Raw genomic sequence first — 22,022 nt, forward strand, 5'->3', positions numbered from 1 at the left:
GGGAAATTCGAGCAGGGAAATCACCGGGCCGCTGTGCGGCCGTGCTTTTATGATACCGAAAAACCCCTATGATACTGGAAACCAGCCACCAGACGAAATCAACAAGGTGACAGCCATCCTCTGGCTGGGTATCGTGGCAGATTGTTTCATGCCGACAAGACGCTATGCTGACGTTGATTTGCCGACACTTTATAGCCCGTGCCAGCGCTTATTATGCGTTAATCGCTATTACGCTTTTAGCCATGGTACCGACTCTTTCCCTCGTCCCCCCAGGCGAGCATCTGACGCATATCAGCGCAAAAGACTTTATTACCGTTCACACCCGCAACACTCCCACGACCTATTACGAAGGGCGCCAAGGCCCTACCGGCTTTGAGTATGAGCTAATGCACCGTTTTGCTGACTACCTGGGAGTGAGCCTTAACCTTGACGCCAGCCACCACCCAGAAAGTGTTCTGCCTGCGGTGCGTGATAAAGGCGACCTAGGCGCAGCAGCGCTGCCACTGCTGCCCGACAGCCCCGGCATCCACTACACTCGCCCAATCATTCAAATGCAGCCGCTGGTAGTTTACCGCCGCGGCCTCAATGGCATTAAAGAGCCAAGTGACCTTGTCGGTTTAGAGCTTGGCACCCTAAGCGAAGCCGGTACTGATCAAGCGCTGCGCGACCTTCAACGCCGTCATCCGACCTTGAGCTGGAAGGAGTCTCACGAGCTTGAAGTCGCTGAACTGCTTGCTCGGGTTGAGAACGGCACGCTGGACGCGGCGGTCATTTTCGAGCATCAGTTCCGTTTAAACCGGCTGTTTTTCCCCAATGTTGAGCGTGGCTTTATACTCGGCGACCCGCTCTCCATGGTATGGGCCGTGCCCAGTGGTCGCGGCTTGGGGTTGCTGGAAGCCGCTAATCGCTTCCTGCAAGACCTACAAGAAAGCGGCACCCTTGATCGGCTCGTGAGCCGCTACTTTGGCCATGACGACTATTTAGAGTATGTCGGTACCCGCACCTTTCTCGATCACTTAGATGCACGCTTGCCCCGTTACACGGAACTGTTCCAGCAGTCCGCCCGCGAAACAGAGTTTGACTGGAAGTTACTGGCGGCGGTGGGGTATCAAGAGTCTCACTGGGACCCGGACGCTGTCTCACCGACAGGCGTGCGAGGCTTGATGATGCTGACCAACCCCACGGCGGGTGAAATGGGCATTACTGACCGTACCGACCCCGCACAGAGCATTGATGGCGGGGCCCGCTATTTGCGCAGCATTAAAGACCGCTTACCGGAAAGTATTACCGGTGATGATCGCCTGTTTATGGCCATGGCGGCCTACAACGTGGGTCTGGGCCATTTATACGACGCCCGCAAGGTTGCGGAAATGCGCGGCGGCAATCCCGACAGTTGGGAAGATGTGCGCGCGGCCCTACCGCTGTTGCAACAACGCGAATGGCATAGTCAAACGCGTCACGGCTATGCCCGCGGCGGCGAGCCGGTTATTTACGTGCGCAATATTCGCCGCTATTACGAAATGATCGAGTACGTAGAGCGCAGCCGACAGCAGTTTTTTCAACTAGAACAAACGGCTGTCAACGATGATCCGCTACTACTCTTTGACCTGGTGCCGCCGCTTAATTAAAGACCACCCCAGTTGCTTGCCCACTTCACTGGCTCGTGACCCGCCGGCGGGTCACTACTCGCTTGGCTGCGCGCGCCGAACGGCAAAAAACCCCTTCAGCAGTTTTTGCGAGGCTACAGCTAACACGCCACCGGTCACTGCGATCTGATGGTTAAACCACGGCTGTGACAGCAGGTTCGCTTTTGATTCCACCATGCCAGCACGGGGTTCCGCGGCACCATAAACCAGGCGGGCTAAGCGAGCATGAATCATCGTGCCCGCACACATCATGCAGGGCTCCAGGGTGACAAATAGCGTACAGCCCTCAAGGCGGTAGTTGCCCTGGTGCCTGCCCGCCTCACGTAGGGCACGCACTTCCGCGTGGCCGCTGGGGTCGCAGCTGGCCACTGGCGCGTTGCAACCGACACCAATTATCTCCCCCTGCGCATCAACAACCACCGCTCCTACGGGCACCTCACCTGCGGCCGCGGCCAGATGGGCTTGGTCAAGCGCCCGGTGCATGTAAAATTCATCGCTGCGCATAAACGTAAACTCCGCTAAGGTAGCTAAACGATCGTATGAAAGGGGGTGCCCGCCGCCGTGGCAGCTCGCTTTCACCGACAGCATTCGATAGAGACAGCCGCAAGGATACCGAGAATGACAGACGCGCTAAATAAACTGGTAGCGTTACTGGAGCTGGAAACGCTGGAAGAGACGCTTTTTCGAGGCCAGAGCCAGGATCTAGGCTTTCCTCAGCTCTACGGCGGCCAAGTGCTAGGGCAGGCGCTAGCCGCCGCCGCACGCACCGTGCCAGACGAGCGTCGCCCGCACTCTCAACACGGCTACTTCCTGCGCCCTGGCGACCCCCATCGCCCCGTTGTCTATCAGGTAGATACCATTCGCGATGGCGGCAGCTTTACCACCCGCCGCGTCACCGCCATTCAAAAAGGGCGCCCGATCTTTTTCTGCAGCGCCTCTTTTCAGAGCGAAGAGGCAAGCTTTAGCCACCAGCGCGCCATGCCAGACGTGCCTGCACCGGAAGCGTTAATCGAAAGCGGCGATGCCAAGCATGACCGCTTTCCTGGCCACCCCATAGAGTTTCTGCACATGACTGGCAACCCCGACAGCGGCACGCCTGCGGGACAATGCTTATGGTTTCGCCTTTCAGGGACTCTGCCAGACAACCCGGCCCTGCACCGCCACCTGCTCTCGTACGCCTCTGATTTCAATTTACTGACCACCAGTCTGATTCCTCACAGCATTGAATACCGCGACCCCAAGCTGCGCATCGCCAGCCTAGACCACGCTTTATGGCTGCATCAAGATACGCGCCTAGACGACTGGCTGCTTTACGTTATCGACTCACCTTGGGCAGGCGGCGCTCGCGGTCTGGCGCGGGGGCATATCTATAGCCGCGATGGTCGATTAGTGGCTTCTACCGCTCAAGAAGGGCTAACGCGTTATTCACAAGACTAAAATAGACAGGCTCTAAAAACACTTACGCCCGCTAAGCAGCGGGCGTAAGTAATGGCCTGGACGCAGCGAGTGGTTTAGCCGCCGTAAACGTCGTTGATGGACGTTAGTGGATAGTGCGCAGGAAACGGTTTGCGCGCTACGCCAGAATCAACCGCGGCTTGCGCAACCGCCGAGGTGACCCTCGCCAACAGGCGGATATCGACAGGCGTGGGAATAATATACTCACGACCAAAGCTCATCTCGGTACGCTCGTAGGCGTTCAGCACTTCCTGGGGCACCGGTTCACGGGCCAGGTCTTTCAGCGCGTGCACGGCCGCCAGTTTCATCTCTTCATTAATGCGCGTGGCACGCACATCCAAAGCGCCCCGGAAGATAAACGGGAAGCCCAGCACATTGTTAACCTGATTCGGGAAGTCCGAACGGCCAGTGGCCATGATCACATCGGGGCGCGCTTCGCGGGCAACGTCAGGATGAATTTCCGGATCCGGATTGGTGCAGGCAAAGATCACCGGATCTGGTGCCATTTTCTTTACTTGTTCAGCAGAGAGTAGGCCTGGGCCGGAAAGGCCGATGAATACGTCAGCGTTGTCGATGGCATCATCCAAGGTGCGCATTTCGGTATCGCGGGCGAACTCGGCCTTGTATTCGTTAATACCGTCGCGATCCGTGTGAATAACGCCCCGGCGGTCAAGCATCACCAAATTTTCTTTACTGGCGCCACAAGAGACCAGCAGGCGCATGCAAGCAATGGCTGCCGCCCCTGCCCCCATGCAGACAATCTTAACGTCTTCGATACGCTTACCAGCGATCTCCAGCGCATTGAGCATACCTGCCGCCGTGACAATCGCGGTGCCGTGCTGGTCATCATGAAACACCGGAATGCTGCAGCGCTCAATCAACGCTTTTTCAATTTCAAAGCACTCAGGCGCCTTAATATCTTCAAGGTTGATGCCGCCCCAGGTATCGGCAATGCGCGCAACGGTATCGATAAATGCCTGCGGGCTTTCCGCATCCACTTCGATATCCACCGAGTTGATGCCAGCAAAGCACTTAAACAGCACGCCCTTGCCTTCCATTACTGGCTTACTCGCCAGTGGGCCCAGATTGCCTAAGCCAAGAATAGCGCTGCCGTCAGTAATAACCGCGACCAGATTACCCTTGCCGGTATAGCGGTAGGCATTTTCCGCATCCCTGGCGATTTCAAGCACTGGCTCAGCCACGCCTGGGCTATACGCCAGCGCTAAATCCCGTGCGGTTGCAGTAGGCTTGGTCAACTCTACCGACAGCTTACCGGGAATTGGTTTCGCGTGATAATCCAAAGCAGCCTGCTTATTTGCATCCGTCATGGTCAGAGTCCAGTTAACATAAAATAGATAAGTCGTTTCAGAATATAGAAAAAACCTATGCGCCTCAAGCGCGCCGTCAACTCATATCAAAACGCTCGTTTAACTGAATTTTACCTTCACATTCGCCGCATTTCGTATGATTTTTACTGAAAATTATTAAAAACTGCTTTGGCCGTAATGCTTTGCAAATTGCTGTAGCGCAGCATTTATGAAAATTTTTTCCACAAAATTATTAGTTAGTTTTAACTGAACAACAAAAAACCCACGCCGTGGCGTGGGTTTTTGCACAAACACTTGGGATGTTTGCAATATGGCTATCCGGTGCGGATTAGCCGCGCTTAACAGCAGCGCCGAAACGCTTGTTGAAGCGCTCTACGCGGCCACCAGTGGTCGCTTGCTTCTGCTTACCAGTGTAGAACGGGTGGCAGTTGGAGCACACATCCAGTGAGAAGTCCTGACCTGATGTCGAACCTACCTGGAAAGTGGCACCGCAAGAACAGTTGGCGGTGACCGTGTTGTAATTCGGGTGGATACCTTGTCTCATCTCGAGCCTCACGAAGCTATATGCCGCCACCTGATCTCGTGCCAGGCACCGCATACGGGTTTGGAAAAAACTACTAACCGGTTGGCCGCTCTTTCGTTACGATAAGATCGCTAAGAGTGAGCGGTCGCATATTCTAGCAAAACTAACGCCGGAGGCCAATTGCCTGATTCTGTTTCTTCGCGGGCACCGTCTCAAGTGCTTAACCAAATACTTAAAATAGCGCTGCCCTCCCCACTGCGGCGACTGTTCGACTACTTGCCGTCTAGCGTGATGCCCGCCTGCGGCTGGCAGCCGGGACTTAGGGTGCGCGTACCCTTTGGAAGGCGAGAAGTCGTCGGCGTGGTAGTAGAACTTGCCGACAAAAGCGACCTGCCACGCAGCCAGCTGCGAGCGGTCAGTGAGACGCTGGACGACGCTCCGCTCCCCGAAGATTGGCTCTGGCTGTGCCGTTTTGCTGCCCGCTACTATCAGCATAGCCTGGGTGACACCCTTCACCACGCCATGCCCGCGCGACTACGCCAGGGGCACCCGATGGCCGGTCGCACCCAAACGCTCTGGCTTGCTCAGGGTGACGGTGCGCAGGAAACCCTCAGCCGAGCGCCCAAGCAAGCAGAGCTGTATGCGCTTTTACGCCAACACCCCCATGGGCTGCCCAATCGTGCGGTCAGCGCCCATGGCTTTGCCCGCGACCAGCTATTAGCGCTGGAGAAGAAAGGTTTGGCCACTAGCCAAGAACATATTCTTACCGCCCCTTCACCACCAAGCGGTAACTTACTCGCGGTCCCGGCGCTCCCTCTCAACCGGGAACAGGCAACGGCGCTGGCAGCGTTACATGAAAAGCTTGAGGGCTATCATCCCTGCTTGCTCGAAGGGGTCACCGGCAGTGGAAAAACCGAAGTCTATCTCCAACTGATTGAAGCCGTGGCCGCCAAGGGTAAGCAGTCGCTGGTACTAGTGCCGGAAATTGGCTTAACGCCGCAAACCCTCGCCCGCTTTAGAAGCCGTTTTCGCGTGCCTGTGGTAGCGCTGCATTCAGGCCTCACAGACCCTGAACGCTTAGATGTGTGGGAAGCCGCCGCCAGCGGCCGGGCGCTGATTATCATCGGCACCCGCTCGGCTATTTTCACCCCGCTATCTAACCCCGGCGCGATTATTGTCGATGAGGAGCATGATGGCTCATACAAGCAGCACGACGGTTTACGCTATCACGCACGCGATTTAGCGGTTGCCCGCGCGCACTACCATAAAATCCCGCTGCTCATGGGCAGTGCCACGCCATCCTTAGAGAGCCTGCATCAGGCGCTTAGCGGCACCTATCGCCATCTCCGCCTGACCCAACGCCCCAGCCGCCACCCACCCGCCAAACTGGAACTGATCGACTTGCGTCACCAGCACCGCCAGGGCGGCTTGCTGCCTGGCGCCATCAAGGCGATCAAAAGCACCTTAAGTGCGGGTAAACAGGTACTGATCTTCATCAATCGCCGTGGTTTTGCCCCAACGCTTGCCTGCCACGCCTGCGGCTGGATGGCCGAGTGCGGCCAGTGTGATGCGCGCATGACGCTGCACCGTCAGCCCGCCCTGCTGGCCTGTCACCACTGTGATAGCCGCCGCGCCCTGCCGGATGCCTGCCCCGATTGCGGTAGCGGCGACCTGCGAGCCTTGGGTAGCGGCACTGAACGCACGGAAGAGACGCTACAGACCCTGTTTCCAAAGACCACCATCTACCGCATTGACCGCGATAGCACGCGGCGCAAGGATAGTTTCGAGCAAGTGCTGAAAGAGATTCAGCGCGGTGAGCCGTGCGTATTAGTCGGCACCCAAATGCTCGCCAAGGGCCATCACCTGCCCCACGTTACCTTGGTGGTGGTCGTGAATGCCGACGGCGGGCTGTACGCCGCTGATTTTCGCGCGCTGGAACACAGCGCTCAGTTGCTTGAGCAAGTGGCGGGTCGAGCGGGGCGCGCCGCCCACCCAGGCCGAGTACTGGTGCAAACGCTACATCCCGATGATCCTCACCTGGGCCAGCTGGCTGAGCACGGTTACGGGGCGCTCGCACGCAACATGCTGGAAGAGCGGCGTATCGCTCAACTGCCCCCGTTCTGCTTTATGGCGCTACTTCGGATTGAAAGCCCCAAGGAGGAGGCCGCCTTGGCCATGGCGCAACAGGCCGCCCAAGCCTTGCGCCAGTGGCTCAAAGAGTCCCGCGTGGCGACCCGCTGCCTGGGCCCGGTGCCCGCACCGATGGAAAGACGTCAAAACCGTTACCATTTACATGTCATGCTGGCGGCCGATAAGCGTAGCCAACTTCACCCTGCCGTCAGTTGGCTAGTGCAGTGGTTGGAAGCGAATCGCGAGGCACGCAAGGTTCGTTGGTCGATAGATATCGATCCACAAACGCTCTCCTAAACGATCTCCTAAATAGGGGCTTAGGATCACGTGGCTTTGAAACTGCGGCTCAATTGCTGATAATAGCCACTTTATTGACGCGCCTTAACAGGTGCGCGTTAGCACACGCCGCCACCGACGACACCCGGATACCTACATGAAAGACACCATAGTTTCTCTGCTCGAAGGCGCGATTACTGCGCTCAAGCACCAAGGCGTGCTGCCGAACGACCTTCAACCCACGATCAAAGTCGACCCCACCAAAGACAAAATCCACGGCGACTACGCTACCAATTTAGCGCTAATGCTGGCCAAACCCGCCGGCAAAAACCCACGCGAACTGGCCAGTATGCTGGTGGCCGCGCTCCCTGAGAGCGACGCGATTCAAAAAACTGACATTGCGGGCCCCGGCTTCATTAACTTTTTCGCGGCCGCCGATGCCGCGGCGCAAATCGTTGCCCAGGTACTCGACTGCGGCGACACCTTTGGCCGCAGCATGGTGGGCAAAGGCGAGAAGGTGCAGGTCGAGTTCGTTTCCGCCAACCCCACCGGTCCGCTGCACGTAGGTCACGGACGTGGCGCAGCGATTGGCGACTGCCTATGTCGCCTGCTCGAAGCCACCGGTTTTGATGTCACCCGCGAGTTCTACTACAACGACGCTGGCGCCCAGATCGTCAACCTAGCGCGCTCGGTACAAGCGCGAGTGAAAGGCTTAGGCCCTGACGATGATAGCTGGCCCGAAGATGGCTATCGCGGTGAATACATTACCGATGTCGCCAACGACTACCTGGCAGGTAAAACGGTCAGCGCCGATGACCGCGAAGTCACCGCCAAAACCGACCCTGACGACCTAAACGCGATTCAAGAGTTTGCTGTGGCGTGGCTGCGTCGCGAACAGGACCTGGATTTAAAAGCTTTCGGCGTAGAGTTTGATGTCTATTTCCTAGAGTCCTCGCTCTACGAAGATGGCAAGGTGGATGCCACCGTTGAGAAGCTGGTGAGCGCTGGTCATACCTATGAAGAAGATGGTGCCATGTGGTTGCGCACTACCGATTTCGGTGATGACAAAGACCGCGTGATGCGCAAACAGGACGGTGGCTACACCTACTTTCTGCCCGATGTGGCCTACCATCTGGACAAGTGGCAGCGCGGCTTCAAAACCGTGATTAACGAGCAGGGCGCCGATCACCACTCCACCGTCACCCGCGTGCGCGCTGGTTTACAGGCGCTGGAAATGGGCATTCCCAAAGGCTGGCCCGATTATGTGCTCCACCAGATGGTCATGGTCACCCGCTCTGGGGTTGAGGTAAAACTCTCCAAGCGCGCCGGTAGCTATGTCACCGTGCGCGACCTGATTGACGAAGTCGGCCGCGACGCCACGCGCTTTTTCCTCGCTGCCCGCCGCGCTGACTCTCAGCTCACCTTTGACATCGATCTGGCCCGCTCGCAGTCGAACGATAACCCTGTGTATTACATTCAATACGCACATGCCCGGGTATGCAGCATGCTGCGCAAGACCCAGGATGCCGACCAGCCGTTCGATCACCCATTAGCGATGGCCAATCTAGCACTGCTGGACAGTGACCAGGAGAAGGCCGTTCTTAACCGCTTGGCGCGCTTCCCTGAAGTGGTTGAGACTGCGGCAAGAAACCGTGAACCGCAGCAAGTGGCTCAATATCTGCTCGACCTGTCGGGTGATTTTCACACTTGCTACAACGCCGTCAAGGTAATGGTCGACGACGACACCTTGCGCAACGCGCGTCTGGCGCTAGGTCTCGCCACTCGTCAAGTACTGCGCAATGGGCTTGATTTAATGGGGGTTAGCGCCCCAGAGGAGATGTAATCCATGGCTAGCCCGCGTAAAAAGCCCGCCGCCCGCCGAGGAGCCACTTCGCAGCGCAAATCAGCCCGCAGCTCCGGTGGCGGCTTTCGCCTTCCTGGTTGGCTATGGGGCCTTGCCGGCATGGCGGCAGGGTTTTTCTTGGCTCAGCACCAGCACGGCACCGCCCCCTGGCAAGAGCAAAGCGAAGCACCTCAGGCCACGGTGCTGCCCAAGCCCGCCGGCAGTGAGGAACGCGCTGCGGCTCGTGAAACCGAAGCGGCCGCCGAGCCGTCGATGCCGACGTTTGAGTTTTATACTCTGCTGCCGGAAACCGAGGTCATTGCCCCTGGCGTCACGCTGCCGTCAAGCGTTGTGCGCCCGGAGGTTCCCGAGCAAGCGGCCGAGAGCGATACCCCCTCTGGCGCAGCCAGCGACGACCCCATCGCCCAGGTCATTGCCGCCAATACTCGACCTGAGGATCAGGTCTCGGCGGCCCGTGAGAATGAAGCCGCCACCAATAGCCCAGGCCGCTATATGCTTCAGGCCGCCTCATTTCGTGAAGCAAGTGACGCCGAACAGCTGCGTGGCCGATTGCGCAACTTAAGCCTACTAGCGGAAATCAGCGAAGTGCAGGCGGATGGCAATACCTGGCACCGCGTTCAAGTGGGGCCTTACGAGGATACCCGGGAGTTGAACCGTGCTCAGGATTTAATGAATACCCAGGGTATCGAGCCGCTGCTTATCCAACTGCAAAACTAATAATCCCATCTGGAATACCCTGCGGGCGGTTGATTTTTTATCAGCCGCCCGCATTTTGTTGTGAACGCTTACACAATGGTCGCTTTCAGGAGCAATTTGCTAACGAGTAAGTGACCTGCCAGTCATCGGGAGCGAGCCTCCCACCAAGGAGTTATCTCCATGACCACTATTGTCTCCGTTCGTCGTGGTAACCAGGTCGCCCTCGCTGGCGATGGCCAAGTATCGCTGGGCAATACCGTAATGAAGGGTAACGCCAGCAAAGTACGTCGCCTCTATCGTGGCAAAGTGCTCGCCGGGTTTGCCGGTGGCACCGCAGATGCCTTTACGCTGTTTGAACGTTTCGAAGCACAGCTGGAAAAGTACCAGGGTCACCTCACCAAGGCCGCCGTCGAGCTCGCCAAAGACTGGCGCACCGACCGGGCTCTTCGCCGCCTGGAAGCGCTGTTAGCCGTGGCTGACCACAGCGCCTCGCTGATCATTACCGGCAACGGTGACGTGGTCGAGCCCGAGCGCGGCATTATTGCCATTGGCTCTGGCGGCAACTTCGCCCAGGCCAGCGCCCGAGCGTTGTTAGAAAACACAGAGCTTTCAGCGCGTGAAATTACTGAGAAATCGCTGGCGATCGCTGGTGATATCTGTGTGTTTACCAATCATCACGTGACGCTCGAAGAGCTGTCGATTGACGGTCGCTAATCACTTTACGCGACCCCCAAACGCCGCTCATTGCCCACAAAGGTTACTTATATGACTCAGATGACACCCCGCGAAATCGTTCACGCCCTGGATCAGTACATTATTGGCCAGCAGGATGCTAAACGTGCCGTTGCAATCGCCCTGCGCAATCGCTGGCGGCGCATGCAGCTCGATGACGACCTGCGCCCGGAAGTCACCCCTAAAAATATCTTGATGATTGGCCCCACCGGCGTGGGCAAAACCGAGATTGCCCGCCGTCTGGCCAAGCTGGCCAAGGCACCGTTTATCAAAGTCGAAGCGACCAAGTTTACCGAAGTCGGTTATGTCGGCCGTGACGTAGAGTCGATTATTCGCGACCTGATGGAAGCGGCCATCAAGATGGTGCGCGAGCAGGCCAAAGAGGAAGTCAGCCACCGCGCCGAAGATGCTGCCGAAGACCGCGTACTGGATGCACTGCTTCCACCGCCGCGGGGGCAGGAAGACAAGCCACGCGAAGAAAGCAGCACACGTCAATCCTTCCGTAAAAAGCTACGCGAAGGCCAGTTGGACGATAAAGAGATCGATATTGAAATATCCTCTCACGGCCAAGGCATCGATATCATGACCCCACCGGGCATGGAAGAGATGACCAGTCAGCTGCAGAGCATGTTCTCCCACATGGGCCAGCAGAAGCGGGAGAATCGCCGCGTCACGGTCAAAGAAGCGCTGGTTCTGCTTCGTGATGAAGAAGCTGGCAAGCTGGTCAACGAAGAAGAGATCAAGGCTCGCGCGGTCTACTCGGTAGAGCAGCACGGCATCGTGTTCCTGGATGAGATCGATAAAGTTGCCAAGGGTAGTGGCCAGTCCAGCGGGGGCGAAGTCTCTCGCGAAGGCGTTCAGCGCGACCTGCTGCCGCTGATTGAAGGCTCCACCGTCTCGACCAAATACGGGATGGTCAAAACCGATCACATTCTGTTTATCGCCTCTGGTGCGTTTCACCTCTCGCGCCCGTCGGATCTGATTCCGGAGCTTCAGGGTCGTCTACCGATTCGCGTCGAGCTTGACGCACTAACGCCCAACGACTTCAAACGCATCCTCACCGAGCCCTCGGCATCGCTGACCAAGCAGTATCAAGCGCTGCTGGCGACAGAAGGCCTTGATGTGGAGTTTACTCCCGACGGTATCGAGCGAATCGCGCAGATCTCCTGGCAGGTCAATGAAGGAACCGAAAATATCGGCGCCCGCCGCCTGCATACGGTAATGGAGCGGCTGTTGGAAGAAGCCTCTTTCAGAGGCGGTGATATGGAGAGCCCGCTGGTCATCGACGGTGATTACGTCAATGCCCAGCTGGGCGAACTGGCGGTAGACGAAGACCTGTCGCGGTATATTTTGTAAGCTGCGCCTGCCGTTATTATCAGTGTTGGTATCGTCAGCAATAGCAAGCTCGCTCTTCGCGGGCTTGCTGCTATGTTCATAAGCCATGGACACTTAGCCATGAGGTCGCATCATGAACGCCCCTACCCCTACTCGGGTTCACTACCATAAGCAGTCCCGCGAGCTGGAACTTGGCTACGCCAATGGTGAAAATTTTCGCCTTCCGGTTGAGTTTTTACGCGTCTATTCGCCGTCTGCCGAAGTACGTGGCCATGGTGGTGATACCGCTGTCCTTCAGGTAGGTAAAAAAGACGTCGGCCTGCAAAACATCACCCAGGCAGGCAACTACGCGCTGAAGCTTCACTTTGATGACGGACATGACAGCGGGCTGTTTAGCTGGAACTACCTATATGAGATTGCTACTCACCAAGAAGCTTACTGGAACAACTATTTACAGCGCTTAAAAGACGCCGGTGCCTCGCGCGAGCCGGCCAGCATTCAATTCAAGCAACTGTGAGTGCCTGACTCAGGCCCCTAGGCAATAAAGCAGGCAAGCAAGCTAGGCAGACAAGCCAGGGTGGACAAGGCTACAATGGCACTACTCTTTTAATCGCGTCGACCCTAAGTCAAAAGACCTAAGGCCGATCTGCCACCGCCTCGAATTCGGGAGCTACTGCCCAATGAGCCCCACAGAAAAACGCACTACTGACTTTGGCTTTCAGGAAGTCCCTGTTGATGAGAAAGCCTCACGAGTGGCCGATGTCTTCCACTCCGTGGCTGCCCGCTACGATGTGATGAACGACCTGATGTCCATGGGCATCCACCGGATATGGAAGCGCATGACCATTGAGCGCGCAGGTGTGCGCCCTGGTCACCACGTGCTTGATATCGCTGGTGGTACGGGCGACTTAACGCTCAAGTTTTCCCGCTTGGTTGGCCCACGTGGCAAAGTCGTACTGGCCGATATTAACGCCTCAATGCTCAAAGTCGGCCGCGACAAGCTGATGGATAACGGCGTTGGCGGCAACGTTGAGTATGTTCAAGCCAATGCCGAAAGCCTGCCATTCCCTGACAACAGCTTCGACTGCATTACGATTGCCTTTGGCCTGCGCAACGTCACCGATAAAGATGCCGCGCTGCGCTCGATGACCCGCGTCCTCAAGCCCGGCGGGCGCCTATTAGTACTGGAATTCTCAAAGCCCAACAATCCGCTCCTCTCCAAAGCTTATGACGAATACTCGTTTCGCTTGCTGCCCAAAATGGGCGAGCTGGTGGCGGGTGACGGGGAGAGCTATCGCTACCTAGCGGAATCGATTCGTATGCATCCTGACCAGGAAACGCTCAAAGACATGATGGAAACAGCCGGACTTGAGCGGGTCGAGTATACCAATCTAACGGGTGGCATCGTTGCACTGCACCGCGGCATTAAGCTATGAGGCTTCAGACGCTACTGACCCAGAGGCCAGCATGCTGGTAACCCCGACCCTGCTGTTGGCCGGATGTGAACGCACTCTTAATGCCCTGCTCGCTCGTGACCCGGCAGCCCCCACACGGCTGGCAGCGCTGGCGGGCAGTCGCTTATTGGTGCGTTTGGAGCAGCCGCATCTAGCGCTGGTTATTCACTATCACTACGCTGGGCTCGACCTAATGCGTGGCGAAGACATCGATGAAACCGATGTCGATGCAGTGGTAGAGATGACCCCAGAAACCTTTTCCGAGTGGCTCAGCGGCGCATCGATTGAACGGCTCATGTTTGACGGAAAATTAGCCGTGCGTGGGCGCATCCACCTACTTGAGGCGACGCGCGATCTGCTTTTCGATTTGGACATTGACTGGGAAAGTGAGCTGGCCAGGTGGCTGGGAGACTTGCCCGCCCACTCGCTGGCAGAAGGACTGCGCCGCGCCGCCCGCTGGGGCCTGCGCGCCAAAGATGAGCTCATGCAAGATGTCTCTGAGTACGTCTTTGAAGAGGCACGACTACTTCCGGGGCGCCAGCAACGCAATGTGCTACGCGAGCACCTGACCGAGTTAGAGGTCGCCACTGATCGTCTGGAAGCGCGCTTTAATCGCCTGCAGAGAAAGCTAACGCAACAGCAAAATGCCACTCAGGAGCCGCGCCCATGAGCCTGCGTCTTCTGCGGATAAGCTGGGTAATCACTCGTCATCGCCTGGATACACTGTTGCCGCTAGAGCGCTTACCCTGGTGGCTCCGCACGCTGCTGTGGTTTTCACCACTACGCTTGGTGCCCATTGGTCATCGTTCGCGTGGAGAACGCCTGCGCTTGGCGTTAGAAGCCTTAGGCCCGATATTTATTAAATTTGGCCAAATGCTCTCGACCCGTCGCGATTTGTTGCCCTCGGATATTGCCGACGAATTGAAACGTTTGCAGGATCAGGTACCCCCCTTTCCTGGCGAACAAGCCGCCGCCCGCGTCGAGAAAGCGCTGGAAATGTCGCTGGAAGAAGCCTTTGCTGAGTTTGACCGGGTGCCATTAGCCTCGGCGTCAATTGCACAGGTTCATGCGGCAAGGCTGCACAGCGGTGAAGATGTGGTAGTCAAAATCATTCGCCCCGGTATTGATCGCGTCATGCGTCAGGACATGGCGCTAATGTACCAAGTTGCCAAAGTGTTCTCCAAAATCCCTGAAGCACGTCGCCTGCGCCCGGTGGAAGTGATACGCGACTATGAAGCCACGCTGTTTGACGAGCTGGATCTCTATAAAGAGGCCGCCAATACCTCGCAGCTCAAACGGAACTTCAAAGACTCACCGCTGCTGTTTGTGCCGACAATTTATTGGCCCTTTACCCGCCGCCACGTGATGGTCCAAGAGCGCATTCGCGGCATTCCGGTCGCCGATTTAGATACGCTTATTGCTCGAGGCACGAACCTGAAAAAGCTAGCCGAACGCGGCGTTGAGCTTTTCTTTACTCAGGTATTTCGTGACAACTTCTTCCACGCGGATATGCACCCAGGCAATATCTTCGTGAACTGCGACAACCCAGAAGACCCCCAGTACATCGCCATCGACTGCGGCATTGTCGGTAGCCTGACACGGGAAGATCAGGACTATTTGGCCCGCAATCTACTCGCGTTTTTCCATCAGGACTATTATGAAGTTGCCGCGCTGCATATTGAGTCCGGCTGGGTGGGGGAAAATACCCGCGCCAATGAGTTCGCCGCCGCTATTCGTACTGTGTGCGAGCCCATTTTAGAGAAGCCATTAAAAGATATCTCCTTTGGCCAAGTTCTGTTGGGGCTGTTTCAAACCGCGCGCCGCTTTAATATGGAAGTGCAGCCGCAACTGGTACTGCTGCAGAAAACGCTGCTCAACATTGAAGGCCTGGGGCGCCAGCTCTATCCCGACTTAGACCTCTGGAGCACCGCCAAGCCTTACTTAGAGCAGTGGATGAGAGAGCGTGCCGGTGTCAGCGGTTTATGGGAGTCGCTGAAACGTCAGGCGCCGGAGCTTTCACGCCAGCTACCCGAATTGCCTGTGCTTGCGCATCAAGCGCTCAGTCGCATGGAGCACGAGCACCGCCAACGTCATCAGCAGGTTGATTCTATTAACGCCATGCGTGTACAGATGGTCCGGCAGGGCAAGCGGCTGTACCGTCTCAGGATCGGCTTGATTCTACTGGCAGTCGCGCTGGCCTGGCAGCCCTTGAGCGGCTGGGTTGAGCTCCAAGAGTGGCCTGTATTGGCCGCCGCTGCGATTGGTCTCTTGTTGCTGGTATGGCAATAGTACAGCGCATTAAACGTTTATAAGGATTCCCATGGACAGCAACTCATTATCGCCCGACAATTTATCGACCAATACCATTTCGACAAACACTGCGTCTGTGCTGGATACTCTCAATGAGGTATTAAAGCAGCGGCGACACGCAGCAGCAGAAGATTCTTATGTTGCCTCCTTGCATCATAAGGGTTTGAACAAGATACTCGAGAAGATTGGCGAAGAAGCGACTGAAACAGTGCTTGCGGCAAAAGATGCGGAGCACGGTGGTGAGGCTGAGCGCCAGGCATTGATTTCTGAAACTGCCGACCTGTGGTTTCATAGCTTGGTGATGCTGTCTCACTTGGAGATGGATCATCAGGCTGTTTTAGACGAGCTGGCATGTCGCTTTGGCATATCCGGACATGATGAAAAAGCGTCTCGTCAGCCATAACGGTCAAAAAAGCTTTCGTATAGTGATAACCAAGCTGGAAAAAAGATAGTCAACCTGCTCCCATGAGGAAACGCATATGTTAGGTGGTATTAGTATTTGGCAGTTGCTGATTGTTCTGGGCATTATCATCCTGGTTTTCGGCACCAAAAAACTGCGTAACGTGGGTACCGACCTAGGCGGGGCGGTCAAGGGCTTCAAAAAAGCCATGCACGACGAAGAAAAAAACAAAGAGGCGGATAAAGAAGACGCTGACCAGCCGCATGCCAAAGTAAGCCATGAAGAACCCGGCAATACTTACGACGTTCAAGCCGAAGAGAAACAGGCTGCCAACGATCGCAACGAAGAGCGCAAATAAACCATGCTGGATATCGGCTTTCTTGAACTGATGCTCATTGGCGTCGTTGGGCTGCTGGTGCTTGGCCCAGAGCGGCTGCCCCGCGCTGCCCGTACGACGGGTATGTGGATTGGAAAAATTAAGCGCACGGTATCCGGCATGCAGCGCGAAATCAGTGCCCAGTTAGAAGCAGAAGAGCTAAGGCAAAAGCTAAACGAGCAGCAAAAGAAACTCGACGACAGTTTGAAAAAAGCCAAGCTGGACGTAGAGAGTATTGCAGACTCCCCCTCTGCTTCGGGTACTGCACCGGCTACCAACGCGGCCCAGCGTGATACGGAACAACGGGTTGCCAAGGCCAGCGCTCGCTTGGATGACGCGCTTCAAACAGTGCGTGAAGAGCCGCGCGCGTCAAATTCGGCGGCTAATCGCGAGGCGGAAACTGACGTGGCTGCACCTGAAAAGGCTGAATTAAATAAGGATCGTAATCACCAATGAGTATGTCTGGCGATTCAAAAGAGCCGCGTGAAGAACAAAGCCAAGCCCCTCTCATTGAGCACCTAATCGAATTACGTTCACGGCTTATGCGTGCCGTGATCGTGATTTTGGTAATCTTTTTGGGCCTATATTCCTTTGCCAATGATATTTATACCTTTGTGGCAGATCCATTAATGGATCTGCTGCCTGAAGGCTCGCAAATGATTGCCACGGAAGTGGCCTCACCGTTTTTAGCGCCGTTTAAGCTAACCTTGGTCGTAGCGGTGTTTATCGCTATTCCCTTTGTGTTGCATCAGGCATGGGCCTTTATCGCGCCGGGTCTTTATGACAACGAAAAAGCGCTGGCGATTCCGATCCTGGTGTCGAGCATTGCGCTATTTTACGGCGGTGCGGCATTCGCCTATTACGTGGTTTTTCCGCTGCTGTTTGAGTTTTTCACCCAAACGGGGCCTGAAAACGTCGCCGTGATGACCGACATCAACCAGTATTTGAACTTCGTTCTTAAGCTGTTTTTTGCTTTCGGTGTGGCGTTTGAAATACCTATTGCGACCTTCTTACTGATTCTTTCTGGCGCTACGAGCGTGGAAAGCCTGTCCAAAAAGCGCCCCTATATCCTGCTAGGCTGCTTCGTGGTTGGCATGCTACTAACGCCACCGGACGTAATTTCCCAAAGCCTACTAGCGATTCCCATGTATCTGCTTTACGAAGTTGGGCTTCTGTTTGGGCGTCTAGTACGCAAACGTAAAGCCGAGAAAGAAGCTGCAGAAGAGCAAGAGGCAGACCTATAGCGTGGTGGTGATGTTAGCGTCTCGCCGAGCTCAATAAAAAGCCGTCGCTATCATTGATAGCGACGGCTTTTACATTATCAACCGCTACTTTAAGCGATAGTTTACCCCATCATCTCATCGATTCGATCCACCAGTTTGAAAATACCGGTGGCCGCTTCGCTGATACGCGTTGCCAGCATGTAGGCAGGCGTAGTCACGACACGATGCTCAAGGTCAACGACAATATCCTCGACAGCACAGCTGCGGTGCAACCCACCCATGGCACTAATCGCTCCAGAAACCGCCGGATCATTGCCCACGGTTACCGCAATACCATCGCCTAGCAGGCGAGGCACCAGTACGGGGGAAATACACATCAAGCCAATCGGCTTGGCCTCTTGTCGAAAGCCAACCAACGACTCTTTTAGCGCTTCCAGCACCTGCATATTGTCACTGGCACTGGCAAAGTCCGACAGATTCTTGGCAACACCAAAACCACCAGGCACGATCACTGCATCAAAATTATCAGCGTCTAACTCTTCTAGCGGGCTAATATCCCCCCGCGCCAAACGGGCAGACTCTTGCAACACATTACGCTGCTCGTCCTCAACCACCTCTTGTGTGAGGTGGTTAATGACATGGTGCTGCTCTATATCCGGGGCAAAACAACGGTAACCAATACCCAACTGATCCAAGCGCAGCAGCGTTAGCGTGGTCTCATATATCTCTGAGCCATCGTAAACGCCGCAGCCAGCTAAAATCACTGCTACCTGTTTGGTCATGCCTATCTCCTTATCCCAGGGTCTGCCGAACGCAATACAGCAAAGCAATTGCTCACTTTAGTCAGTCTGACTTGTTGTCACAAGACGGCTTTCGCAGCAGGGCATGACTGATATACTCCGTGCATGCCTTCGGGCACCCTCATATGTGATCCTTAATGGAGAGAACCTTTGAGCACACCCACTGCCCGCCACTTCCCTGCCACGCGTATGCGCCGCATGCGCCGCGACGATTTTTCACGTCGTTTAATGCAGGAGAACAGCCTGAGCCCCTCAGACCTGATTCTGCCGGTGTTTGTATTGGAAGGAGAAAATCAGCGTGAAGCCGTGGCCTCAATGCCCGGCGTTGAGCGGCTCTCTATCGACCTGTTGATTGAACAAGCCAGAGAGGCTTATGCGCTTGGCATCCCAGCGCTGGCACTGTTTCCCGTGGTGGGCGCCGAGCAAAAAACCGAACTTGCCGAAGAGGCGTATAGCGCCAGTGGCCTGGTGCAGCGAAGCGTGCGAGCCCTGAAGGCCGCCCTGCCCGAGCTAGGAATTATCACTGACGTGGCATTAGACCCCTATACGAGCCACGGTCAGGACGGCATTCTCGATGAAAATGGCTACGTGCAGAATGACCGCACGGTAGACACCCTGTTAAAACAGGCTCTTTCCCATGCTGAAGCGGGCGCCGACGTGGTTGCCCCTTCCGACATGATGGACGGCCGCATTGGCGCTATTCGCCAAGTGCTGGAACAAGAGAACCTGCACAACGTGCGCATCATGGCCTACAGCGCCAAGTATGCCTCCCACTACTATGGGCCCTTCCGCGACGCCGTTGGTTCAGCGACCAACTTGGGCAAAGCGGATAAGCGTACCTATCAAATGGATCCGGCCAATAGCGATGAAGCGCTACACGAAGTAGCCATGGATATCGCCGAAGGTGCCGATATGGTGATGGTTAAACCCGGCATGCCGTACCTGGATGTCGTACGCCGAGTAAAAGCTGAGCTCAAAGTCCCCACTTTCGCCTACCAAGTTAGCGGCGAGTACGCCATGCACCGTGCAGCGTTTGATAATGGCTGGCTGGAGGCAGAACCGGTCATCCTAGAATCCTTGATGTGCTTCAAACGAGCCGGCGCTGATGGAATTTTGACCTACTTCGCCCTCGATGCAGCGCGGATATTGCAGCAGCGCTAAGCCGCCATGACAAAGATGACAACAAGGTGACACTTGTTTGTCATCTTCTCCCCGCATACTGCATTCATATGCAAGTATCAGGCTATGATACCTTCGAGCCATCGACGCGGGAGATCCTCTATGGACGAGCAAGCTACAGATTCCTCACCACTATCGTCTACTGATCTAACCAGCAGCGACGGCGATACGCCGCTACGGATTAACCGCACCCCGACCGGTGTACAAGCGCGTGAAGCGCTGCCTGAAACTGACCTTGACGATACGCAGCTCTACTTCAACCGTGAGCTGTCGCATTTACAGTTCAATATCCGCGTCCTTGAGCAGGCGTTAGACGATGCCCACCCGCTGCTCAACCGTCTGATGTTTTTACTGATTTTTTCATCCAATATGGATGAGTTTTTCGAGATACGCGTGGCGGGCTTAAAGCATCAAATCGCGTTGGGCGACGACACCACCGCCGCCGATGGACGCTTACCCAAAGCCGTATTGGCGGAAATCTCCCAAATCGCCCACGCACAAATTGTCCGCCAGTATGAAATACTCAACAACACGCTACTGCCCGCCCTGGAAACCCAAGGGCTGCGTTTTCGGCGTCGCGATCAGTGGACAGAGCAGCAGAAGGCCTGGGCACGCGCATTCTTCGATAACGAAATTATGCCGGTCATTAGCCCAATCGGCTTAGACCCTTCACACCCCTTCCCGCGTTTGGTCAATAAAAGCCTCAACTTCATCGTTGAGCTGGAAGGTAAGGATGCCTTTGGACGCGCTGGGGGCATGGCGATCCTGCCTGCTCCCCGTTCACTGCCTCGCTTGATGGCGCTGCCCAAGGAGCTATGCGAAGAGGGCTTCTCGGAGTATGTATTTCTCTCATCGATGATCCACGCCCACGCTGATGAGCTGTTTCCAGGCATGCGCGTGCGCGGCTGTTACCAGTTTCGTTTGACCCGCAACGCGGATATGAGCGTTGACCCAGAGGAAGTCTCCGATCTTGCTTCCGCGCTGCGAGGTGAGCTACTGGCACGTCGCTACGGCAGCGGCGTGCGCCTGGAAGTGGCCGATAGCTGTCCCGATGACTTAACTACTTTTTTACTGCGACAGTTTGAGCTGGAGAGCGACGATTTATACCGGGTCAAAGGGCCGGTGAATTTAACCCGCATGATGTCGGTGCTGGGTGACGTGGACCGCCCGGAACTGCTCTATAGGCCTTTTACGCCGAGTATTCCCAAAGCGCTCAAATCGGGCAGCTTGTTTGATGCCATCGCCAAGAATGACATTTTACTGCACCACCCTTTCCAGTCGTTTACACCGATTGAAGACCTCTTACGCGAAGCCGCCCGCGACCCTCATGTGTTGGCGGTAAAGCAGACGCTGTATCGCACGGGCGCCGACTCACCCATTGTGAGCGCGCTGGTTGAGGCAGCCAGCCAGGGCAAAGAAGTAACGGTCGTTATTGAACTGCGCGCACGTTTTGATGAAGCGGACAATCTCCAGTTAGCGTCACGCTTGCAGGAGGCTGGTGCCATCGTGGTTTACGGTATTATGGCGTATAAAACCCATGCAAAAATGCTGCACATTGTACGCCGCGAAAAAGGCGAGCTTTGCTACTACGCGCACCTTGGCACCGGTAACTATCACTCTAAAACCGCCAAGCTTTATACCGATTACAGCCTGTTAACCGCGAATAAGGCGCTGTGTGCCGATGTGCATAAAGTGTTCCAACAGCTGTCGGGAATGGGTCGCGCACGTAAAATCGACACCTTGCTCCACGCACCTTTTACCCTGCATGAACGACTAGTGGAGATGATTGACCGTGAAGCCCAAATAGCACGTAAGGGGAAACGTGGACATATCATCATCAAGTGCAACTCATTAACCGAACCCAAGCTAATTAAAGCACTTTACCGTGCCTCGCAGGCGGGAGTTGAGTGCGACTTAATTATTCGCGGTATGTGCTGTTTAAAGCCTGGGGTACCAGGCGTTTCCGACAATATTCGCGTGCGCTCCATTATTGGCCGTCTGCTGGAGCATACCCGGGTATTCCACTTCCACAATGATGGAAAATCGGAGACCTGGTGCTCAAGCGCCGACTTCATGTCGCGCAACATGTTCCACCGTGTGGAAACCTGCTTTCCGCTGCTGGATAAGAAACTCGCCACCCGGGTACGCAAGGATCTCGAAACCTATCTCGTCGACAATTGCCAGAGCTGGCTGTTGCAGACCGATGGCAGCTATCGGCTTCAGGATCCAGGTAAGAGCGATGCCATCAGCGCCCAGGAAACCCTGCTCTACGCCTATGCATCAAAAAGCTAAAAG

At 55.8% G+C, this 22,022-nt stretch carries 21 protein-coding genes; 17 read left to right on the plus strand and 4 right to left on the minus strand.

Annotated elements, in window-relative coordinates:
* The first annotated feature begins 164 nt into the window (after positions 1-164).
* Positions 165-1,628 carry a membrane-bound lytic murein transglycosylase MltF gene (mltF, locus tag AC5TBW_RS15095; RefSeq protein ID WP_495509350.1) on the plus strand — a complete coding sequence of 488 codons (1,464 nt, stop codon included), beginning with the start codon at positions 165-167 and terminating at the stop codon, positions 1,626-1,628.
* A 54-nt stretch (positions 1,629-1,682) separates the two neighbouring features.
* On the opposite strand, the gene tadA is transcribed toward mltF, so the two are convergent.
* Positions 1,683-2,150, minus strand: a complete 468-nt coding sequence (gene tadA, locus AC5TBW_RS15100) for a tRNA adenosine(34) deaminase TadA (RefSeq protein WP_495509351.1) — start codon at positions 2,148-2,150, stop codon at positions 1,683-1,685.
* A 114-nt stretch (positions 2,151-2,264) separates the two neighbouring features.
* Between tadA and AC5TBW_RS15105 the strand changes: the two genes are divergently transcribed.
* Positions 2,265-3,083 (plus strand): acyl-CoA thioesterase, encoded by an 819-nt coding sequence (locus tag AC5TBW_RS15105; protein ID WP_495509352.1) that lies wholly within the window; start codon positions 2,265-2,267, stop codon positions 3,081-3,083.
* A 74-nt stretch (positions 3,084-3,157) separates the two neighbouring features.
* Here AC5TBW_RS15105 and AC5TBW_RS15110 read toward each other — a convergent pair whose 3' ends face one another.
* Both AC5TBW_RS15110 and rpmE read right to left on the minus strand, forming a co-directional pair.
* Positions 3,158-4,429, minus strand: coding sequence for a malic enzyme-like NAD(P)-binding protein (locus AC5TBW_RS15110; RefSeq protein ID WP_495509353.1), 1,272 nt, complete (start codon positions 4,427-4,429; stop codon positions 3,158-3,160).
* Between the two features lie 328 nt (positions 4,430-4,757).
* Positions 4,758-4,973 carry a 50S ribosomal protein L31 gene (gene rpmE / locus AC5TBW_RS15115; protein ID WP_071694190.1) on the minus strand — a complete coding sequence of 72 codons (216 nt, stop codon included), beginning with the start codon at positions 4,971-4,973 and terminating at the stop codon, positions 4,758-4,760.
* Positions 4,974-5,132: 159 nt separating this feature from the next.
* On the opposite strand from rpmE, the gene AC5TBW_RS15120 reads away from it, so the two are divergent.
* The 13 genes from AC5TBW_RS15120 (at position 5,133) to tatC (ending at position 17,769) form a co-directional block, all read left to right on the plus strand.
* Positions 5,133-7,379 carry a primosomal protein N' gene (locus AC5TBW_RS15120; protein ID WP_495509354.1) on the plus strand — a complete coding sequence of 749 codons (2,247 nt, stop codon included), beginning with the start codon at positions 5,133-5,135 and terminating at the stop codon, positions 7,377-7,379.
* Between the two features lie 136 nt (positions 7,380-7,515).
* Positions 7,516-9,201 (plus strand): arginine--tRNA ligase, encoded by a 1,686-nt coding sequence (gene argS, locus AC5TBW_RS15125; RefSeq protein WP_495509355.1) that lies wholly within the window; start codon positions 7,516-7,518, stop codon positions 9,199-9,201.
* Between the two features lie 3 nt (positions 9,202-9,204).
* Positions 9,205-9,939: an SPOR domain-containing protein gene (locus AC5TBW_RS15130; RefSeq protein ID WP_495509356.1), complete on the plus strand. Its 735-nt coding sequence runs from the start codon at positions 9,205-9,207 to the stop codon at positions 9,937-9,939.
* 159 nt (positions 9,940-10,098) lie between these two features.
* Complete coding sequence (gene hslV, locus AC5TBW_RS15135) at positions 10,099-10,632, plus strand: ATP-dependent protease subunit HslV (protein ID WP_008957546.1); 534 nt, start codon at positions 10,099-10,101, stop codon at positions 10,630-10,632.
* A 51-nt stretch (positions 10,633-10,683) separates the two neighbouring features.
* A complete protein-coding gene (hslU, locus tag AC5TBW_RS15140; protein ID WP_495509357.1) occupies positions 10,684-12,006 on the plus strand; it encodes an ATP-dependent protease ATPase subunit HslU in 1,323 nt (440 codons plus the stop codon).
* Between the two features lie 112 nt (positions 12,007-12,118).
* The gene (locus AC5TBW_RS15145) at positions 12,119-12,502 is read left to right on the plus strand and encodes a gamma-butyrobetaine hydroxylase family protein (RefSeq protein WP_495509358.1); all 384 of its coding nucleotides are present in this window, start codon (positions 12,119-12,121) and stop codon (positions 12,500-12,502) included.
* Positions 12,503-12,665: 163 nt separating this feature from the next.
* Positions 12,666-13,421, plus strand: a complete 756-nt coding sequence (gene ubiE, locus AC5TBW_RS15150) for a bifunctional demethylmenaquinone methyltransferase/2-methoxy-6-polyprenyl-1,4-benzoquinol methylase UbiE (RefSeq protein WP_495509359.1) — start codon at positions 12,666-12,668, stop codon at positions 13,419-13,421.
* A 31-nt stretch (positions 13,422-13,452) separates the two neighbouring features.
* A complete protein-coding gene (locus AC5TBW_RS15155) occupies positions 13,453-14,109 on the plus strand; it encodes a ubiquinone biosynthesis accessory factor UbiJ (RefSeq protein WP_495509360.1) in 657 nt (218 codons plus the stop codon).
* Entirely contained in the window at positions 14,106-15,728 is a 1,623-nt protein-coding gene (ubiB, locus tag AC5TBW_RS15160; protein ID WP_495509361.1) for a ubiquinone biosynthesis regulatory protein kinase UbiB, read from the plus strand. The genes AC5TBW_RS15155 and ubiB overlap by 4 nt, the downstream gene beginning before the upstream one ends.
* A 31-nt stretch (positions 15,729-15,759) precedes the next feature.
* Complete coding sequence (locus tag AC5TBW_RS15165; protein WP_495509362.1) at positions 15,760-16,152, plus strand: phosphoribosyl-ATP diphosphatase; 393 nt, start codon at positions 15,760-15,762, stop codon at positions 16,150-16,152.
* 76 nt (positions 16,153-16,228) lie between these two features.
* Positions 16,229-16,507 (plus strand): Sec-independent protein translocase subunit TatA, encoded by a 279-nt coding sequence (gene tatA, locus AC5TBW_RS15170; RefSeq protein ID WP_495509363.1) that lies wholly within the window; start codon positions 16,229-16,231, stop codon positions 16,505-16,507.
* A gap of 3 nt (positions 16,508-16,510) precedes the next feature.
* Complete coding sequence (gene tatB, locus AC5TBW_RS15175) at positions 16,511-16,981, plus strand: Sec-independent protein translocase protein TatB (protein ID WP_495509364.1); 471 nt, start codon at positions 16,511-16,513, stop codon at positions 16,979-16,981.
* A complete protein-coding gene (gene tatC, locus AC5TBW_RS15180) occupies positions 16,978-17,769 on the plus strand; it encodes a twin-arginine translocase subunit TatC (protein ID WP_495509365.1) in 792 nt (263 codons plus the stop codon). Before tatB ends, tatC begins: the two co-directional genes overlap by 4 nt.
* A 101-nt stretch (positions 17,770-17,870) precedes the next feature.
* On the opposite strand, the gene elbB is transcribed toward tatC, so the two are convergent.
* On the minus strand, positions 17,871-18,530 hold the full coding sequence (elbB, locus tag AC5TBW_RS15185) for an isoprenoid biosynthesis glyoxalase ElbB (protein ID WP_495509366.1): 660 nt from the start codon (positions 18,528-18,530) through the stop codon (positions 17,871-17,873).
* A gap of 168 nt (positions 18,531-18,698) precedes the next feature.
* Between elbB and hemB the strand changes: the two genes are divergently transcribed.
* On the plus strand, positions 18,699-19,709 hold the full coding sequence (gene hemB / locus AC5TBW_RS15190) for a porphobilinogen synthase (protein ID WP_495509367.1): 1,011 nt from the start codon (positions 18,699-18,701) through the stop codon (positions 19,707-19,709).
* Positions 19,710-19,829: 120 nt separating this feature from the next.
* Positions 19,830-22,019 carry a polyphosphate kinase 1 gene (gene ppk1 / locus AC5TBW_RS15195; protein WP_495509368.1) on the plus strand — a complete coding sequence of 730 codons (2,190 nt, stop codon included), beginning with the start codon at positions 19,830-19,832 and terminating at the stop codon, positions 22,017-22,019.
* Positions 22,020-22,022: the final 3 nt, after the last annotated feature.

Source organism: Vreelandella sp. ssv (assembly GCF_059448525.1).

Excerpts from the sequence above, each read along its gene's own strand:
- mltF (WP_495509350.1), top strand. The coding sequence starts at position 165 with ATGCTGACGTTGATTTGCCGACACTTTATAGCCCGTGCCAGCGCTTAT.
- tadA (WP_495509351.1), bottom strand. The coding sequence starts at position 2,150 with ATGCGCAGCGATGAATTTTACATGCACCGGGCGCTTGACCAAGCCCAT.
- AC5TBW_RS15105 (WP_495509352.1), top strand. The coding sequence starts at position 2,265 with ATGACAGACGCGCTAAATAAACTGGTAGCGTTACTGGAGCTGGAAACG.
- AC5TBW_RS15110 (WP_495509353.1), bottom strand. The coding sequence starts at position 4,429 with ATGACGGATGCAAATAAGCAGGCTGCTTTGGATTATCACGCGAAACCA.
- rpmE (WP_071694190.1), bottom strand. The coding sequence starts at position 4,973 with ATGAGACAAGGTATCCACCCGAATTACAACACGGTCACCGCCAACTGT.
- argS (WP_495509355.1), top strand. The coding sequence starts at position 7,516 with ATGAAAGACACCATAGTTTCTCTGCTCGAAGGCGCGATTACTGCGCTC.
- AC5TBW_RS15130 (WP_495509356.1), top strand. The coding sequence starts at position 9,205 with ATGGCTAGCCCGCGTAAAAAGCCCGCCGCCCGCCGAGGAGCCACTTCG.
- hslV (WP_008957546.1), top strand. The coding sequence starts at position 10,099 with ATGACCACTATTGTCTCCGTTCGTCGTGGTAACCAGGTCGCCCTCGCT.
- hslU (WP_495509357.1), top strand. The coding sequence starts at position 10,684 with ATGACTCAGATGACACCCCGCGAAATCGTTCACGCCCTGGATCAGTAC.
- AC5TBW_RS15145 (WP_495509358.1), top strand. The coding sequence starts at position 12,119 with ATGAACGCCCCTACCCCTACTCGGGTTCACTACCATAAGCAGTCCCGC.
- ubiE (WP_495509359.1), top strand. The coding sequence starts at position 12,666 with ATGAGCCCCACAGAAAAACGCACTACTGACTTTGGCTTTCAGGAAGTC.
- AC5TBW_RS15155 (WP_495509360.1), top strand. The coding sequence starts at position 13,453 with ATGCTGGTAACCCCGACCCTGCTGTTGGCCGGATGTGAACGCACTCTT.
- ubiB (WP_495509361.1), top strand. The coding sequence starts at position 14,106 with ATGAGCCTGCGTCTTCTGCGGATAAGCTGGGTAATCACTCGTCATCGC.
- AC5TBW_RS15165 (WP_495509362.1), top strand. The coding sequence starts at position 15,760 with ATGGACAGCAACTCATTATCGCCCGACAATTTATCGACCAATACCATT.
- tatA (WP_495509363.1), top strand. The coding sequence starts at position 16,229 with ATGTTAGGTGGTATTAGTATTTGGCAGTTGCTGATTGTTCTGGGCATT.
- tatB (WP_495509364.1), top strand. The coding sequence starts at position 16,511 with ATGCTGGATATCGGCTTTCTTGAACTGATGCTCATTGGCGTCGTTGGG.
- tatC (WP_495509365.1), top strand. The coding sequence starts at position 16,978 with ATGAGTATGTCTGGCGATTCAAAAGAGCCGCGTGAAGAACAAAGCCAA.
- elbB (WP_495509366.1), bottom strand. The coding sequence starts at position 18,530 with ATGACCAAACAGGTAGCAGTGATTTTAGCTGGCTGCGGCGTTTACGAT.
- ppk1 (WP_495509368.1), top strand. The coding sequence starts at position 19,830 with ATGGACGAGCAAGCTACAGATTCCTCACCACTATCGTCTACTGATCTA.